Origin of the sequence: Candidatus Koribacter versatilis Ellin345 (assembly GCF_000014005.1) — a bacterium.
GTDB classification, from domain to species: domain Bacteria; phylum Acidobacteriota; class Terriglobia; order Terriglobales; family Acidobacteriaceae; genus Korobacter; species Korobacter versatilis_A.
Window position 1 is genome coordinate 3,274,563 of sequence record NC_008009.1, and the last position, 16,845, is coordinate 3,291,407.

Sequence of the window (16,845 nt, forward strand, 5' to 3'; positions counted from 1 at the left end):
CGACCGTAAAGCATTGTGGAGTGATTACTCGCCTTGCGACGAGCCCAATCCGGCACCTTGCGACAAGCGCTCAATCGCCTTCTTGTTGCGCTTGATCTTGCCGCTCTTCTCCATGCTCGCGATCAGGTTCGAAACGTAGATCTCGAGCACTTCATCCTTCTTCTTGGCAAGCAACTGCTGGCGCGCTTCTTCCTTGCCCTTGGTCATCTCGTCTGCCGTCGGTTCCTGCTTCTCGACGACCGCGATCACAATGGCGTTGCGTCCGCCCTGCACCGGCCCAATGATGTCGCCAGTCTTACCGGCGAACACAGCCGTGAAGCTCGGACCGCTCAAGGAGCCGACGTCCGGCACCTGCGACGACTGCGTCACCATCTCGCTGGTCTTCACCGTCACGCCCGCTTCCTTCGCAGCCTTCTTCAGGTCATGCTCGGTGCGCGCGCGATCGGCCAGTTCCTGTGCCTTCTGCACGATCAGCGTCTGCGCCTTGCCGGCCTTGAACTGCTGCTCGACCTGCGCCTTCGCCTGCTCGAAGGTCGGCGTCGCCGGAGGCTGCACATCGGTCACTTCGTAGACGGCGTAGCCACCCGTGATCGGCGCGACGTCTGCGCCGCTCTTGGCATTCGCCTTGAAGACCGCGTTCATGAACTGGGGAGCCTGCCCGATTCCCGGCAACAAAGACGACTGCGTAACGAAGTCGGTCGTCTCCACCGTGTCGCCAGCGGCCGCAGCAGCCTTGTCCAGCCCCTGCACGCGCGCCGAATTGCGAAGGTTATCAGCCGCTTTCTGCGCCGCATCGGCAGCCTTCTGTCCGCCCATCACGATAGCGATTTGCGACTTCACTTCATCCAGCGACCTGGCGCCTGCCGGTTCGTTCTTCTGGATCTTAATAATGTGGTACCCGAACTGCGTCTTCACCGGTCCAAGGATGTCGCCCGTCTTGCCCGCCAACGACGCGTCCTTAAACTCCTTCACAAGGTTGCCCTGCGGCGTCACTTCCAGAGTGCTGTCGCCGGTGCCCTTGTCGTCCGAATACTTCTTAGCCAGTTCGCCGAAGTTCGCTCCGCCCCTTGCCTGCTTCAGGTAATCTTCCGCCTTCGCTTTGGCAGCGGCATCGGTCTTGGCATCCGCGCCCTGCGGCACCATCACCAGGATGTGCTGGACGGTCGCGGTCTGCGGAATTGTGAACTCCGTCTTGTGGTCGTTGTAGTACTTCTGGATGTCGGCATCGCTCGGCTGCACGCCCGGCAGCTTGCTACCAATTACGGAGACGTACTTGATCTTGCGCTTTTCCGGCAGCGAGTCCTTGAACTGGTCCTTGTGCGCCTCGTACCACGCCTTCATTTCGGCGTCGCTCGGATTAATGCCCTTTTCGATGTCGGCCAATGAGAGCGATGCGTAATCGAACTTCACCTTGGTCTGCTGCTGCCGCACCAGGTTGTCAATGTCGGCATCCGCTACCGTTGCGCTGGCTTCCACCACGCCGCGCAGCTTCTGGATCTCGATCGACTTCTTCAGTTCCAGTTCGAACTGCGGGACCGTCATGCTGAACTGGCTCTGCACAAAGTTCTGGTAGGCGTCGTCGCCCACGTAGTTGCCCTTCGGGAAGAGGATTTCGCCGAACTGCCCCTTGTGCAGCACCGCGCGGAGTTCCTCATCGGAAACGTTCAGTCCCATGCGATGCGCTTCATCGAGCACGGCCTTCTGCTTGATCAGCATCTCGACCGCTTGCGGCATGAGGAACGGAACGAATTGCGCCGGATAGCGCTGCTGCTGGGCCATGTTCTGGGCAGCCTTCGAAGCATCGGCCGCGGTGATGGCTTCACCATCAACTTTGGCCAGGTCGCTGTCGCCAGTAACCGTGGTGTCGCCGAAGCCGAAAATGCCGCCGCCCGGAATGAGGGTAACGACCATCATGACGCAAATAACAGTGAGGAGGCCTCCAAGCACGATCTTCTTGGTCTTGGAAGGGGTCTGCAGGAATCGAATCATCTTCTCTGGAACTCCAAATTGAGTGGGGCGAATCCATAATTATAAACCAGCAGCGTCGCTCGTCTTCCCCGCGTCACTCCGAATTCGCCCTCCTTTCACTGTGGCGGGTTTACCACTTAACCCGCGAATTCAACCGATCACCCGCTCCGGCGTTAACGCCCGCATTGTCAATGTGTTGTAATAATTGCAGTCCTCATGCGGAAGCGACCCAACAGTCTCCACAGGAACCTCGTAGCAGCCCGGCGCCGCGTTCGCGAGCTCGCCATGATTGGCCGCGCTCTTGCCTCTACCGATCACCCGGTAATGGCGCACATCATCCCCATGCGCCAGTGCAATCTTTCCTGCAAGTACTGCAACGAGTACGACAAGGTTTCCAAGCCGGTTCCGCTCGAGACCATCAAGCGCCGCATCGATCTCCTCGCCAAGCTGGGCACGAACATCGTCACCATCAGCGGCGGCGAACCCCTGCTCCACCCCGATCTCGACGAGATCATCCGGCACATGCGCAAGCACCCGATCATCGCCGGCATGATCACCAACGGCTACCTGCTCACCGCCGACCGCATCAAGCGCTTGAACAACGCCGGCCTCGACCACCTCCAGATCTCCATCGACAACGTTAATCCCGACGACGTCTCCAAAAAGAGCTTGAAGGTCCTCGACAAGAAACTCCAGCTCCTCTCCGAACACGCCGACTTCCACGTGAACATCAACTCCGTGGTCGGCGGCGGCGTGAAGGATCCGCACGACGCCCTGGTCGTCAGCCGTCGCGCATTGCAGTTAGGCTTCACCTCAACCGTCGGCATCATCCACGACGGCGAAGGCCAGCTCCAGCCCCTCAACGAAGAAGAGCGCGCCGTTTTCCTGAAGATCAAGACGCTAGAAAAGAAGAGCTACTCGCGCTTCAATCACTTCCAGAACAACATCGCGCACGGCAAGCCGAACGAGTGGCGATGCCGCGCCGGCGCCCGCTACATCTATATCTGTGAAGATGGCCTGGTGCACTACTGCTCGCAGCAGCGCGGCTACCCCGCCGTCCCGCTTGAGCAATACACCACAGCCGATGTGAAGCGCGAATTCCTAACCGAAAAGAGCTGCGCCCCGCACTGCACCATTTCGTGCGTCCACCAGATCAGTTACATCGACCACTGGCGCGCCCCGCAGTCCATCACATCAGCGCAACCCGTCCCCGAAAACGAGTTAGTGCAGATCGAGTAGTCGTGTCATCAAGTTTTTCCAGTCGCGGCCAGCGCATACAGAAGCATCCCCCGCACAAAAACGTTCTGTCATCCTGAGCGCAGCGAAGGATCTGCTGTTGTTTTGGACTGACACATCCACTTTCCACAACCCGCATGACGCAATCGTTCATCGTGTGTTAAATTGTTGAAGGTGGTTCGATTCGGTAAGTTTTCTTCCGCCTCACCCGCACCGCCAGCTCCTTCCAGATCGGCAAGATTCGGCAGCGAGTTCCAACCAAAGTCAGGGCGCGTAGCTCAATTGGCAGAGCAACTGACTCTTAATCAGTAGGTTGAAGGTTCGATTCCTTCCGCGCTCACCATCTCAATTTTAAAATCTCAGGCTGCATTCGCAGCTCGAATTGGCGATGCCGGTACAACCACCTCGACCAGTCCCGTCGCAACGTCATAAACGAGGCCAGAGATGAGCCAATCGTCCGGCAACGCCGGAATAGCTCTGAGTGCAGCCACGTCGACCGCAACGGATTTGCGTGGATCGCGGACTGACTTGGCCTCAACTTCCCTTTCCGGTATCTGAAAGTAGTGCGCAAGCATGGCCGGATCTCCCACCAGGCGCGTGCTGCCGCAATCCGTGTGATGAAGTACGATCAGGTGAAACTCCCCGCCGCCTCCCGGAATCGCTCCGGCAACCTCGCCGATTCGTCCGAGAAGACCGAACTCCTCGAGCAGTCCCGGTGTAACTCGACCGCCGATGTTTCTGATTACCACAGCCTCACCGGGTTTGATTCCAAGCACGTGAGCAGGATCAACTCGCATATCGGCGCAACCGATGATCACTGCTTTCAAAGTCTGCAAAGATTGTGGAAGAGATGGCACAGGGGCCGCGGACTCTTTGTTGCGTTTCAACATGAGATCAAGGGCATTCATTTCTGATTCTCCTGAGAGTGATCTTGCGTAACGCGAGAATAGTCATTGGATGTTGGCGTCGATTTGTTCGGACCAAGCGATTCACGCAAAAATTACTCCGGCAATCGAAGCCGACACGATTAGGCCCGTAAACACAGGCCAAAACAGGCCCTGTATCAGCAGATCAACGCGTTCCTCTCTCAACCCATGGTTGAATCTGCAGGTGAGCGGTAAACATCAAAACAAAATCCGACGTCGCTCGGCTAAATGTTCTTGCAGACACTGGCTTCGTTAAGAAGGGCTTCAGGAGGATCAATGGCAAACACCAAGGCGGTGATTGAGCAGGCGTACTCCGCATTCAATCAGCGCGATATCGACGGCGTATTAGCGCTGATGACCGAAGACGTGACTTGGCCGAAAGCTTCGGAGGGCGGCAGAGCTGTCGGAAAAGAAGAAATCCGCGCCTACTGGACGCGACAGTGGCGAGAGTTCGATCCCCATGTCGAACCGCTTGCAATCACCACCGAAGACGGAGGCAGAATCCGCGTCAGGGTGCACCAGCTCGTCAAGAATCTTGCGGGGGAGGTTTTATTGGACCGCGAGGTTTTCCATCTATTCACCATGAATAACGGCCTGATCGCCGCCATGGAAATCGAGGACCAGCCCGATTCAGCCGGTCCCTCCCCCGCCTTCACACATCGGTCCTGACTCGCCGAGCGCTACCGTGCGGGCTTTCAGTACGCTGCTGCACCGGCCATCGCCACTGCGTGGTCCTGGTCACCCGATCCACCGCTCACGCCAATCGCGCCTACCACTTTTCCATCGCGCTTCAGCGGAATGCCGCCGGCGAAGATCATGATTTTCCCGTCGTTCGACGCGTGAATTCCGAAGAACTGCCCGCCGGACTGCGAATGTGTTGCCAGGTCTTTCGTCTCGATATCGAACGCGCGCGACGTATAGGCCTTCTTCATCGAGATATCGATGCTGCCGATCCACGCGTTGTCCATGCGCACATGCGCCACGATGTTGCCGCCCTCGTCTGCCACTGCAATATTCATCGGTTGGCCAATTTCTTTGGCCTTCTTCTCCGCCGCGCCGATCACTCGGCGAGCATCCTCTAATTTCACTGCGGACATCGGTCCTCCTAATAAGTGCTTGTGGTCAGGCGAGGTGCCTGGTCAAGAGATTCTATGCGCCTCGGATGCGACTCAACAAATGCTATCCGGCTCCGGAACTTCTCCCATCGCCCCCAGTTTTTCACACTTGCCCCGCTGCCGGTAGACTTACCGCCCCAGACCGCAGACAATCGTCGGGGAACATTGACGGTTGAATATGGCAAACATTCTTCTCCCCGCACTTCCGCTCGCCGACTACCACATCGATTCCATCGAATCCGCGATTACGCCTGCGCTCGCCATCTACCTCGACCTCGTGGATGCCAACATCCGCACTACGCTTCGCCTGCTCAATGGCGATCCCGACCGCTGGCGTCCGCACGTCAAGACCGCGAAACTCGCCGCCGTCATGTCGAGATTAGTGGAGTCGGGCGTCACGAATTTCAAGTGCGCCACCACGTTGGAACTGTTGACCGCCTGCGAAGTCGGCGCCCGCGACGTTCTGGTCGCCTACTCAAACCACGGTGCTCGCGCGGTCCGGATCAAAGAGATCGCAGCCATGTTTCCCAAGGTTCGGATTTCCGTGGTTGTAGAAGCTCTCGATGAAGTAAGCACCTGGCGGCACTCCGGCATCAGCGCCTTCATTGATGTGGATCCCGGTATGAATCGCACCGGCATCTCGCAAGATTGCGAAGAAGATATCGTTCGCCTCGCTCAGGGTCTTCAGACCGAAGGCGTTCCCTTCCGCGGCCTGCACTATTACGACGGCCACCATCGCAACGCGAACCTATCGGAGCGCGAGCAAGCCGCACACCACGGCTACGACCACCTTCTGCGCATCGTCGGAGCACTGCAACAGCACGGCCTCCCTGTCGAAGAAGTAATCACCGCTGGAACCCCGGCTTTCCCGGCTTCCCTCACCTACTCTGGCTTCCAGCGCGCTGAGTTCAAACATCGCATGTCGCCAGGCACGGTGGTTTACGGAGACATGAGCAGCCTCGCGCAACTTCCGCAGGAATGGGGATATCAACCTGCTGCGCTCGTCGTCAGCACGGTCGTCAGCCACCCGCAAGCCGACGTTTTCACCTGCGATGCCGGTCACAAGTCCGTCTCAGCCGATGCCGGAATCCCCAACTGTAGCGTCGTCGGTCATCCGGAATTCGAGCCGCTCCATCCCAGCGAAGAGCATCTGCCGGTCCGCGTCCCATCGGGCTCGGCGCGCCCGTCTCGCGGCAACATCCTCTATCTCGTTCCGCGACACGTCTGCCCCACCGTGAACAACTTCGACCACGCATTAATCATTCGTGACCATCGCATCGTGGAGGTCGCGCCCGTTACTGCCAGGGGACGAGAAGTTCCCCTTGCCGAAAACTTTCAGCAGCAGCTCCGCACATAGGTGCTATAGTGTCCGGATTCGCGTGGGGACATGAGAAACCTGCTTGCATTGTCGATTGCGGCGCTTCTGTTTTTCGTGCTCGTGTGCCCGTTTACTCCCACGCCCATCGCAGTGGTTCGCGGCAATGCTCATACCGCACCTGTCATTTTCCTCTTCCTGCTTCCTACGCTCGCGTTGCCTCTGCTGCTCGCATCCTTGGCGTGCGTCGCCATAGCGTCGCTTGAAGTTCCCGCGTTCCGCTCTGCTGTCGTAGACCTCACCTGCACTCGTCTCTGCTAGCCCGCGGCATCTATCGCAGATCCCCGCACGCTTTGGCGTGCTGACCATTTTTCTCCATCTCTGCGAGGAGTTTGCCCGTGCTTTATTTCGCACAAGCCATTCTGTCTACCCTGCGCTCGCTTGAGCGCCAGTGCCCAAGCTGCAATCACAAGCAAGTAGTTCCCAAATCAAAAGCCGCCGAATCGGTTCTCTGTGAGAAGTGCGGCACCGGCATTCCACCCAAACCAAAACAAAGTTGAGGAGCGTCATGCACGCTGACATCCTGCTGCAAATCTCGCTCGCGATCCTCGTCGCCACCGGACTGGCCTTGCTGGCGAAGCTCCTTCGCCAGCCGCTCATCCTCGCCTACATCGCTGGAGGCATCATCGTCGGCGCCGTGCAGGGGTTTGGCTGGGTGCAGACGGATGTCATCGAGCCCATCTCCGAACTTGGCTTGATTCTGCTGCTCTTCATGATCGGTCTCGAGATCGACCTGAAGAAGCTGAAGTCGGCGGGCGCGCCAGTCCTCGCCACGGGTATCGTTCAGTTTTTCGCCTGTGTCGGCCTCGGCTTTGCATTTTTCCCGCTCATCGGCTTTTCCCTCCGCACCGGAGGCCTCTCCGTCCTCTACCTCTCCGTCGCGTGCGCTCTCTCCAGCACCATGATTGTCGTAAAGCTCCTCTACGACAAGTTCGAGATCGACACCGTACCCGGCCGCATCACCCTTGGCGTCCTCGTCTTCCAGGACATCTGGGCCATTCTTTTCCTCGCCATCCAACACGACCTCAGCCACCCGCGCCCGTTGCTCTTGCTGCTCTCACTCGCCAAGGGCATTGCCGTCGTCGCTGTCGCGTTTGCCGCCAGCCGCTACCTGTTGCCGATTCTCTTTCGCTCCATCGCCAAAAGCCCAGAGCTGGTACTCATTAGCGCCCTCGCATGGTGTTTCGGCGTCGCCATGGTCGCAAGTTACGTGGGCCTTTCACGCGAGATGGGCGCACTCATCGCCGGCGTCGCCATCTCCACCTTCCCCTACAACATGGACATCGTCGCCAAGATCATCACCCTTCGCGACTTCTTCGTGACTCTCTTCTTCGTCACACTCGGAACCAAGGTCCCCCGCCCAACGTTCGGGCTGCTGCTCATCGCTGTCGGCGTCTCGATCTTCCTGAACCTCTCGCGCTTCCTCACCGTATTCCCGGTGTTGCATCGCTTCAAGGAAGGCAATCGCGCCAGCTTTTTACCGGCCCTGAATCTCGGCCAGATCAGCGAATTCTCCCTCGTCATCTGCGCCCTCGGCGTTTCCGTCGGACACATCTCCGATCGCATCCTTTCCGTCGTGCTCTACACGCTGGTCATCACATCGGTCACCTCGACGTACGCCATCATGGCGAGCCACCGCATCTTCACCTTCGTCAACCGTGGCCTCATCGCCGTTGGAATCCACGATCTCGGTGACCCCGCCGGCGAGATGGAGAAACCAGAGCCACGTCCAATCGTCTTCCTCGGCTTCTCACGCGCTAGTAGTTCCATGCTTGTTGAGTTATTAGAGATGGAGCCGGAGCGCAAGGACGAGATCGCGATCATTGACTTCAATCCCGAAGCTAAGGCTGAACTCGACCGCCGCGGCCTCCACGTCATCTATGGCGACATCAGTCATCGCGACGTGCTGCACCATGCCGGCGTCGAAGAAGCGAAGCTCGTCATCTCTACCATCCCCGACTCGCTCTTAAAAGGCACCAGCAATCTGAAACTCCTTCGCATGATTCGCGGCCTTGCGCCCGAGGCCGACGTCATCGTCACCGCCGAGTTTTTCTCCCACGCTCGCGAACTCTATGCCGCCGGAGCGACCTTCGTATTCATTCCGCGGCTGATGAGCGCGGTGGATCTCGCCGGCGCCGTCTTCGCTATCATGGCTGACCAGGGAGAACAACTTCGCGAGCGTGCCCAGGAAGCCCTCCGAGATCGCGACGAAGTCCTGCCCTGATCGCATCCGGCGTCCGCCCACTCTCGAGGCATATCTCGCTGCTCGAGCCGTCCGCTTCGGGGCCTCCACCAACGCCCTTAGCCTTCAGTAATTTGCGATTTCACTCGCAACACGATGGTTCAGCGTAAGCCCCGGGGTGGTTACCTTGGAGTGTCCGTCTTTTGAATTGGTGGATGAAATCCCCTGAGATTTCGGCGATCATGAACCACACGTCAGCAAATCGCCTTAGGGATACACCGGCATGTCTTTAGCCACGCCCGCTTTTACCGAGCGTCGAAGTTCGTATCGCAGCTATTTCGTAGCGATCGCCAGCGTCGCTATCGCTACCCTGATCAGTTTTCCGCTGCGCGACATGTTCGACCACAGCCGCGGCCTGCTTCTCTTCGTAGCCATCATGTTCAGCGCCTGGTACGGAGGCATGCGCCCCGGCCTGCTCGCCGGCCTGCTCACCGGTATCTCCTTCACGGTCTTCTTCAACGATCAGCACGGACTCAATGTGAATCTCTACGGGTTCACCCGTGTCACCGTTTTCAGTGCCGCAGCCTTCACCGTCAGCTACCTCATGGCGAAGCGTAACCAGGCCCTAGCCGACGCGCTCACTGCAAACCAGGAACTCGAAAAAGCGATCGAGGAAATCCACGTCCTTCGTGGCATTCTTCCCATCTGCATGCACTGCAAACAAATTCGAGACGGCGAAGGTTCCTGGCAGGAAGTCGAAAGCTACATCGCTGCCCAAACCGAAGCCAAGTTCAGCCACGGCGTCTGCCCCGATTGCCTCGATAAGTTCTACCCCGAAGTCCACAACATCGCCGCAAGGTAAGTTTCCGCTTTCCTGTCCCGTGTGTCTCCGAATTCCTCCGCGGCAAGGAGCATTTCGTGCATGACTTGCAGTTCACTCGTGCGGGCATCACACTGTTCGGCGGAATACTGATGTTTGTCATGGCTGTGGGTGGAACGTTCGCCGGAAAACTTCCGAAACGCTTTGGAGGACTAGCGTACCGGGCCAGAGACCCAAAACAATATTGGACGGCGCTCGCGCTCTATTACCTCGCGGCATTCGGTTTTATTGGGTACTACTTGTACGCAATCCACGCGTTCTCAAACTGAACTGTGCTGAAGAACGGGGAGGTAGAACGATGCCCCACTCGAGTGATCAAACAATGTTCGTAATTTTGGGAGCTCGTCCGTCAATCTCTTTTCGCGTAGCAGAAACGACGAGCCCGGTAGAACTCGAACGCAGGCCATATGGACTGCTGGAGAAAGAAGTGGGTTTTTACGACTTCCTTCGCAACCGAGAGGCGGCGGTTATCGGGCTTCGGTTCTCATTCTTTAGCAAACAGAAAGTGCTCAAAGATACCGCCGATCTCGACTACATCTATGTCGATGAAAAGCGGCAGTACATCGAAATTTACCTACAGGGCTATCGTGGGAGCGCAATCCAAGAACCGGGTGAGCAGGCGTTCGGTGATGATGCGATCTGGCGCAGTGAGCAAGGAATCTACGCTCTTCAAGTCGGAACTGACAAACTGACCGACTCGGAAATCGAGTCACTCAAATCAAACGTCCCGCCCCATGGGAAATAGGGCCAGTGCTTCGTCTGTCCCCGATTTCCCGAATTTCACCTTACCCCGCCACGTAGATGCTGGTACGCATTCTCCCGAATATCCGGTACTCTGAATTCACCACCCCGTAAACGGCCCTAAGTACCTGCTCCCATCAACAACCGAACTCTCTCGACGCACGAAGGGGATATCATGCGGTTTCGCCCGTTGCTGCCCGTTGTCGCACTTCTCTGCTTCTTCACCGGCACCACAGCACTCGCGCAAACCTTTACGTCGTCGTCGATTTCTCTGCCGGCGACTTCGCTCTCGACCACGACGGCGCAGCCGGGCACTCCGTTTCCGCAGACGATCTCGGTGAACCTTGGGGGCGCTACCGTCGCCGGATTGCAGGTGAAGCTGAACGACTGGTATTGGCAGAACAGCCTCACGTATCCCCTTGAGATCATGCTGGTCGGGCCAGACGGCACCGACCTGGTGTTCTTCGGAGGCAACTGCGACGATGCGAATTTCGATCTTCAGAGTTTTACCAACACCTTGACGCTTGCCGACTCCGCGAGCGGGGATCCACCGAACGGAATCCCGGCGGCCTCCCCTTCGGCTTGCTCGAACAACGCTACGTACAAGCCCTTCGTAAATCAGGAACTGGTTAGTAATTCGCCACCGGCGTGTCCCACTTTCGCCGGTTCAGGAATCTCATCGCCGACTTGTGCGGACTCTACGCATACACTCAATTCAGTCTTTGGCGGCAGAATTGCGAGCGGCACGTGGAAGGTTTACGCGCAGGTTTGGCCTGAAAACAGTATTGACAGCACGAACGCCGGCTCGCTTGGTAGCGTGTCGCTTTTGATTTCCGTACCTGTCGCTTCGAGCACGACGACCGCCATCAGCTCCAGCAACAATCCTTCCTTTACGGGATCGTCGGTGACGTTCACCGCCACCGTCTTGAGTGCCGGCTCTCCTGTTACCAGCGGTACTGTAACGTTCACCGATAACGGCAGTACGATCTCAGGGTGCGGGTCAGATGCGCTTTCCAGCGGAAGTGCCACTTGCACCACTTCCTTCGGCTCCGAGGGCTCCCATACCATCCAGGCGACGTATAACCCAGCCTCAGGGTATTCCTCCAGCAGCGGCTCAGTGTCGCAATTCGTAAACAATCACACGACGGTCAACGGCCAAGCCTTCTGCAATAGCGGAACAATCGCCATCAGCAGTGCGGGCCTGACCGTCCCGTACCCGCAACACGTTTTTGTGAGCGGCCTTACTGGAACGATGGACGAGATGACGCTGACTTTGAACGACGTCACGTCCAATGGCGGCGTCGGCAACTTGAAGGCAATGCTTGTAGCGCCGGATGGAAAGGCGTTTGTATCGACCGCAAATGCGGGCGGAAGCACAGCCCCGAGCAGTCTCACGATGAAGTTGAGCGACGTCGGCACGGCGTTCCTCGACGCGGCAGCGAACGCCACCGCACCAGACTCTGGTACCACGTATCTGCCGACGTACTACGCACCGGCAGTTTCGTTTCCCGCTCCAGCGCCGGCAAGCGGAGTCAACGCGCCTTATTCCTTCGGTTCGGCGACTTTCCTGAGCACCTTCGGAAGCGAAAACCTCAACGCGGCCGGATCGACCGATCAACAATGGAGCTTGTATCTCTCGGATCAGAGCGGCGACACAGTAACTGTAGGCGGCTATTGCCTGAGCTTTGCTACCAGCAGCAATCAAGCGACCGCCACCGCACTTTCCCCATCTCCCTTGTCTGCGACGCTTGGCAATCCGGTGACGCTGACCGCAAACGTCACTGCCAGCGGATCACCGCTCGCCGGCGCCACCGTTACGTTCTATCAGTCCGGAATTGCGGCCCCGATTGGCTCCGGCACAACCGATTCCAACGGCAATGCCGCGATCACCACCAGTCCCGCTACGGAAGGTCTGTACAACTACTCAGCCGAGGCTTCGCTCGGTTCGTACAGCCCGAGCACGGGCAACGCAAGTCTCCAGGTGGACCAGCCCACTACCCATCCGTCGGCCAACACCTTCTGCAACAACGGTGAGATTGACATTACTGCTTCAAGTGCACAGCCACTGGAGTATCCGTCGCGCATTTTAGTGAGCAATCTGGCGGGCACTACGCAGTCTGTGTCGGTGTCGATCAACCACGTCACTCACAGCAACGTGAACGAACTGGCGATGATGCTTGCCTCTCCTGGAAACGCAGATCTCGTGTTCTGGTCTGGCGTGGGTGCCGGAGGTGTCACTGATCAGAACTTTGTGATTGCAGACACCGCCGCTACACGCTTCCCGCCTGGCACGCTTTCCGGAGGTACCTATCAACCCAGCGCGGGCGTCACTCTGAGTTTCCCATCGCCTGCCCCCGCACCCGTTTACGCCGCGGTCCAGGGTTCCGGGACTCTCCACGCAGAGTTCGCGGGTTTCGATCCCAACGGCTACTGGTCGTTCTTCGCACTTGATAACACCGCCGATGGGAGCACCGGCAGCATTGGCCAGCGCTGCCTCACGTTTACCCAGAACGCGCCGTCAGTCGGTATCAGCATCAACCATGTGCCTGATGTTTTCGTGCTTGGAGACACCAACGATACCTACACAATCAATGTCACGAACCATGGTCCTGGACCCACCGATTCATCGCTGATCCTCACTGACACTCTGCCCAGCGGGCTCAGCGTCGTCTCCATGGCCGGTACGAATGTCGACACCGGCTGGAGTTGCGACTCCGGGACGCTTACCTGCACGCGCAGCACGCCGCTGGCGTACAACGCAAGCGATCCGGTTACGCTGACGGTGAGCGTCGGCTCGAACGCGCCTGTCGGAAGCAACTCGATCACGAATTCGGCGACGGTTGCCGGGGGGAGCGCAAGCGGCGGGACCGCGAACGATCCAACCACCGTGGCCTCGCCGACCGCGATCATGCTGAACCCGACGCCGGGCACCACGCTTCCGGGCGCATCGACGACGTTCACTTGGACGGCGGGGGCGAGTGCTACGGCCTATAGCTTGTACATCGGCAGCACGCCCGGAGCGCACGATCTCGGATATGTCTACGCGGGCTCGTCACTCTCGACAGATGTAAACAACTTGCCCACCGGCGGTGGAACCGTATACCTAACGCTCTACTCTTATTTGAAGAGCGGCTGGTCGGGCACCCGGTATCAATATTCCGCTTCCGGCATCCCAACTGCCGCGACCATGGCAACACCCACCGACGGGTCGACGCTGCCGGCCTCAACGCTCTTCACGTGGAATCCTGGTTCCGGCGTGACGCAGTACAGTCTCTACGTCGGGACCACCCCTGGAGGCAACGACATCGCGTTTGTCAACGCTCGAACCGGTACGAGCGCGAGCGTTAGCATTCCCCAGACTGGCGGCCTAGTGTATACGAAGCTCTACTCGCTGATCAGCGGAACATATCAATCCAACTTGTATAAGTACGTAGCCGGTGGCGTCGGCGCTCCAGCGACCATGACCGTTCCAACCGATGGATCCACGATCTCCGGAGGGTCAGCAGCGTTTCAGTGGACCGCCGGAACCGGAGTAAGCCAATACAGCCTGTACATTGGGACGACACCAGGGGCCAGCGATCTCCGCTACGTGAATGCGCACCTGGGATTGGCTTCCACCGTCAATGGATTGCCGACGGACGGCAGCACGGTCTACGTGACGCTGTACTCGTTGATCGGCGGCCACTATCAGCACACCGTTTACAGCTATATAACCAGCCCGTAGAGCCAGAGTGCTTCGGGTGTCCCACTTCTCGCGGTTTTCGAGAAGTGGATAGACCCACATCAATGCGTGTTCCCAGTCACATCGTGTGCCAATAAGAGCAAGGATGCTCTCGGCGGAAAACTCGGGGACAGACCGGATGTCTCGCATCCCACGAACATCGCTCTGTGATATAAGGCGGAGTCCTTGAGTTCGTAGGACAAAATATGGTAAACGTCCGGTCTGTCCCCGGTTTTTTCCTGGCAGGAAGTCGAAAGCTACAGCGCAGCCCAAACCGACGCCAAGTTCAGTCACGGCGTCTGCCCCGATTGCCTCGATAAGTTCTACCCCGAAGTCCAGAACATCGCCGCGCGATAAGCTTCCGTCGCCACGCGCGGGTACCGAAGCCCGGCTGGAAATCTCGTGAGGACGACTTCAAAACCTTTGAAAAGGGCACGACTTCAGTCATGTCAAACCCGCCTACAATAGAATCTGGGCGTCAGCCCCTGCGTATCGTCCTCATGCCCGACACCCCAACCCGCAAGAACCCACCCCGCCCTCTTCTACTGCGCCCACTGCGCCGAAGAAGTCCACGACCCGCTAACCTGCGGCGACCGCTCGGCCGTCATCTGCCGCGTCTGCGGAACACCGCTGGGGACAGTTTCGGAGTTTCGGGGACAGTCCCCGAAACTCCAAACTCCGAAACTCGGTTCTAGGCCTGCTGACTTCGAAACACGTCACCATTCCTTGAATCGAGGACTCGTCTCAGCGCTGACGCTACGAAAGCCGCCAAGACAAATTGAACTAAGTTCGCTCCGAGGAACCCTAAGACGCTCTCGATTCCAAGGCTTCTCAATGATTCAGTGGCGAGCGCATAGAGCGAAAATGGAAGTAGAATCGCGATCGCTAATATGTTTGCATGCCTCTTTTGAACTAGTGCAGCGTACAAACCAATGACGCATCCGGTTAATGGCGCGATGACGTACTCTATCCACTTATGTGCAGCTGCCATGGCTGAAATCAACGGGACGGCGTTATTGGTCTGTCGCGCTTCCGCAAACAGTCTCGGCATCTCATAATGCGAGTCAAGTATCGCATTTGCCCAAATGATCAGAATCAGACACAAGACTGTTCCAGCAAGATACTTCAGGACAATCTTCATGGTGTTCCTTACTCCTGAAATTCATGGCGTTGGAAGACCCTTTCCTGCATAGCATTCGAAACATTTTCCGCAGTTCGAGTCACCTTGAAACGATGCTTGCACATGAGCCCAGCCTGGACTTGAAGAGCCTGTTACCTGATATAACTGTAACTCGTTTTCTATGTATCCGCCCGTCTGATTACCCATCGCTTGATTCATCTGTTGTGACCTGTCGAACACCTTGCACAGATAGCAATTGGTATTACAGGTAGCGGAATCAACAAACTTGTTGGGCGAAAATCGGGGCGAAAATCGGGAAAATCGGGACGGAAAATCGGGGAAAATCGGGGACAGACGAAATAATTCCCATTTTCGCTTCATCATGACGAATTCGCTCTTTGTGGGATGCGCCCGCAACGGCACTGCTTGCTAGTTTCACAGACATGGCCCGCTTGCCTCGTGTCGTTGCCGTCGGCGTCCCGCACCATGTAACCCAGCGCGGCAACGCCCGACAGTTCCTCCTCACAACCGACGCAGAACGCACCATCTACCTCGCGCTGCTGCGGCAATCGGCAGAACTCCGAGGCCTCGCGGTCCTCGGTTACTGCCTGATGTCGAACCACGTTCACCTCGTCGTCATTCCTCACCATGCCGACTCGCTCGCCCTCGCGCTCAAGCAAGCCCACGGACGCTACGCCGCATTCTGGAACGCCAGTCACCAGTCCAGCGGACACGTCTGGCAGGGCCGCTTCTTCTCTTGTCCCCTCGATCGCGAACACCTCTGGCGTGCCCTCCGCTACACCGAACTCAACCCCGTCCGCGCCGGATTGGTATTAAGCGCCGAAACATGGTCTTGGTCGAGTGCGGGAGCCCATTGTGGTTCCACCCTTCGGCCAGGTTGGCTCGAAATGGAGACTTGGGACTCGTGGTGGACGCCGTCCGCGTGGCGCGAGTATCTGAGCGCGGGTGAAACCGAAGGCGAGCGCATCGAGATCCGCCGCCGCACCTACAGCGGCCGACCGCTCGGAGAACCGGCCTTCGTCGAACAACTAGAGCAGGCGATCCACCGTCAACTCACCCCACGCAAGCGCGGACGCCCGGCGAAAGAAGTTCCAGCGGATCATGAAGAATCCTTGATCTCCCCCGAATAATTAGTGATTATTTCGTCTGTCCCCGATTTTCCCCCTCCGGCGACGGCCACACCTACACCTACGACTCCGAGAACCGCATCACCACCGCCGCGGGCGTTACCTACACCTACGATGGCGACGGCGAGCGTGTCCAGAAGTCCAGCGGCGAAACCTACTGGGGCGGCGGCGCCGGCCATGCGCTGGTCGAGACCGACAACTCCGGCACTCCCACCGCCGAATACATCTACTTCCTCGGCAAAGTGCTCGCCCGCCGCGATCTTCCCAGCGGAACGGTGAAGTATTACTTCGGCGACCACCTCGGCTCCGCGTCTGTCCTTACCGACATCCAGGGCAACATCTACAAGCAGTACGACTACGCCCCCTACGGCGAACTCCACTGGCAGAGCGGGTCCGACACCAACCATTACCTCTTCACCGGCAAAGAACGCGA

The 16,845-nt window shown here is 58.1% G+C and carries 15 protein-coding genes and 1 tRNA gene; 11 read left to right on the forward strand and 5 right to left on the reverse strand.

Annotated features, from left to right (window positions below):
• Nucleotides 1-24: 24 nt before the first annotated feature.
• Complete coding sequence (locus tag ACID345_RS14255) at nucleotides 25-1,989, reverse strand: peptidyl-prolyl cis-trans isomerase (protein ID WP_011523567.1); 1,965 nt, start codon at nucleotides 1,987-1,989, stop codon at nucleotides 25-27.
• A 195-nt stretch (nucleotides 1,990-2,184) separates the two neighbouring features.
• On the opposite strand from ACID345_RS14255, the gene ACID345_RS14260 reads away from it, so the two are divergent.
• Both ACID345_RS14260 and ACID345_RS14265 read left to right on the forward strand, forming a co-directional pair.
• On the forward strand, nucleotides 2,185-3,207 hold the full coding sequence (locus tag ACID345_RS14260; RefSeq protein ID WP_011523568.1) for a radical SAM protein: 1,023 nt from the start codon (nucleotides 2,185-2,187) through the stop codon (nucleotides 3,205-3,207).
• Nucleotides 3,208-3,471: 264 nt separating this feature from the next.
• Nucleotides 3,472-3,547 (forward strand) — tRNA-Lys (locus ACID345_RS14265).
• A 16-nt stretch (nucleotides 3,548-3,563) separates the two neighbouring features.
• Here ACID345_RS14265 and ACID345_RS14270 read toward each other — a convergent pair.
• Nucleotides 3,564-4,112, reverse strand: coding sequence for a carbonic anhydrase (locus tag ACID345_RS14270; RefSeq protein WP_011523569.1), 549 nt, complete (start codon nucleotides 4,110-4,112; stop codon nucleotides 3,564-3,566).
• A gap of 294 nt (nucleotides 4,113-4,406) precedes the next feature.
• Here ACID345_RS14270 and ACID345_RS14275 point away from each other — a divergent pair, with 294 nt between their 5' ends.
• Nucleotides 4,407-4,799 carry a nuclear transport factor 2 family protein gene (locus ACID345_RS14275; RefSeq protein WP_011523570.1) on the forward strand — a complete coding sequence of 131 codons (393 nt, stop codon included), beginning with the start codon at nucleotides 4,407-4,409 and terminating at the stop codon, nucleotides 4,797-4,799.
• Nucleotides 4,800-4,825: 26 nt separating this feature from the next.
• Here the strand turns inward: ACID345_RS14275 and ACID345_RS14280 are convergent, their stop codons facing one another.
• Nucleotides 4,826-5,227 carry a GlcG/HbpS family heme-binding protein gene (locus tag ACID345_RS14280; RefSeq protein ID WP_011523571.1) on the reverse strand — a complete coding sequence of 134 codons (402 nt, stop codon included), beginning with the start codon at nucleotides 5,225-5,227 and terminating at the stop codon, nucleotides 4,826-4,828.
• Nucleotides 5,228-5,423: 196 nt separating this feature from the next.
• Between ACID345_RS14280 and ACID345_RS14285 the strand changes: the two genes are divergently transcribed.
• From ACID345_RS14285 to ACID345_RS14315, 7 genes are all read left to right on the forward strand, one after another.
• A complete protein-coding gene (locus ACID345_RS14285; protein ID WP_148210123.1) occupies nucleotides 5,424-6,602 on the forward strand; it encodes a D-TA family PLP-dependent enzyme in 1,179 nt (392 codons plus the stop codon).
• A 30-nt stretch (nucleotides 6,603-6,632) separates the two neighbouring features.
• Complete coding sequence (locus ACID345_RS14290; RefSeq protein WP_011523573.1) at nucleotides 6,633-6,881, forward strand: hypothetical protein; 249 nt, start codon at nucleotides 6,633-6,635, stop codon at nucleotides 6,879-6,881.
• 77 nt (nucleotides 6,882-6,958) lie between these two features.
• Nucleotides 6,959-7,120 (forward strand): hypothetical protein, encoded by a 162-nt coding sequence (locus ACID345_RS27520; protein WP_187148832.1) that lies wholly within the window; start codon nucleotides 6,959-6,961, stop codon nucleotides 7,118-7,120.
• Nucleotides 7,121-7,128: 8 nt separating this feature from the next.
• A complete protein-coding gene (locus ACID345_RS14295) occupies nucleotides 7,129-8,844 on the forward strand; it encodes a cation:proton antiporter (RefSeq protein ID WP_011523574.1) in 1,716 nt (571 codons plus the stop codon).
• 241 nt (nucleotides 8,845-9,085) lie between these two features.
• Nucleotides 9,086-9,664, forward strand: coding sequence for a DUF4118 domain-containing protein (locus tag ACID345_RS14300; RefSeq protein ID WP_011523575.1), 579 nt, complete (start codon nucleotides 9,086-9,088; stop codon nucleotides 9,662-9,664).
• 316 nt (nucleotides 9,665-9,980) lie between these two features.
• Entirely contained in the window at nucleotides 9,981-10,427 is a 447-nt protein-coding gene (locus ACID345_RS14310) for a hypothetical protein (protein ID WP_011523576.1), read from the forward strand.
• A 171-nt stretch (nucleotides 10,428-10,598) separates the two neighbouring features.
• Complete coding sequence (locus ACID345_RS14315; RefSeq protein ID WP_011523577.1) at nucleotides 10,599-14,147, forward strand: beta strand repeat-containing protein; 3,549 nt, start codon at nucleotides 10,599-10,601, stop codon at nucleotides 14,145-14,147.
• Nucleotides 14,148-14,835: 688 nt separating this feature from the next.
• On the opposite strand, the gene ACID345_RS14320 is transcribed toward ACID345_RS14315, so the two are convergent.
• Entirely contained in the window at nucleotides 14,836-15,285 is a 450-nt protein-coding gene (locus ACID345_RS14320; protein ID WP_041855733.1) for a hypothetical protein, read from the reverse strand.
• Between the two features lie 422 nt (nucleotides 15,286-15,707).
• Here ACID345_RS14320 and ACID345_RS14325 point away from each other — a divergent pair, with 422 nt between their 5' ends.
• Nucleotides 15,708-16,415 carry a transposase gene (locus tag ACID345_RS14325; RefSeq protein WP_011523578.1) on the forward strand — a complete coding sequence of 236 codons (708 nt, stop codon included), beginning with the start codon at nucleotides 15,708-15,710 and terminating at the stop codon, nucleotides 16,413-16,415.
• On the opposite strand, the gene ACID345_RS14330 is transcribed toward ACID345_RS14325, so the two are convergent.
• Nucleotides 16,385-16,819: a hypothetical protein gene (locus ACID345_RS14330; protein WP_041855734.1), complete on the reverse strand. Its 435-nt coding sequence runs from the start codon at nucleotides 16,817-16,819 to the stop codon at nucleotides 16,385-16,387. The two genes, ACID345_RS14325 and ACID345_RS14330, sit on opposite strands and share 31 nt — an antisense overlap.
• Between the last annotated feature and the right edge of the window lie 26 nt (nucleotides 16,820-16,845).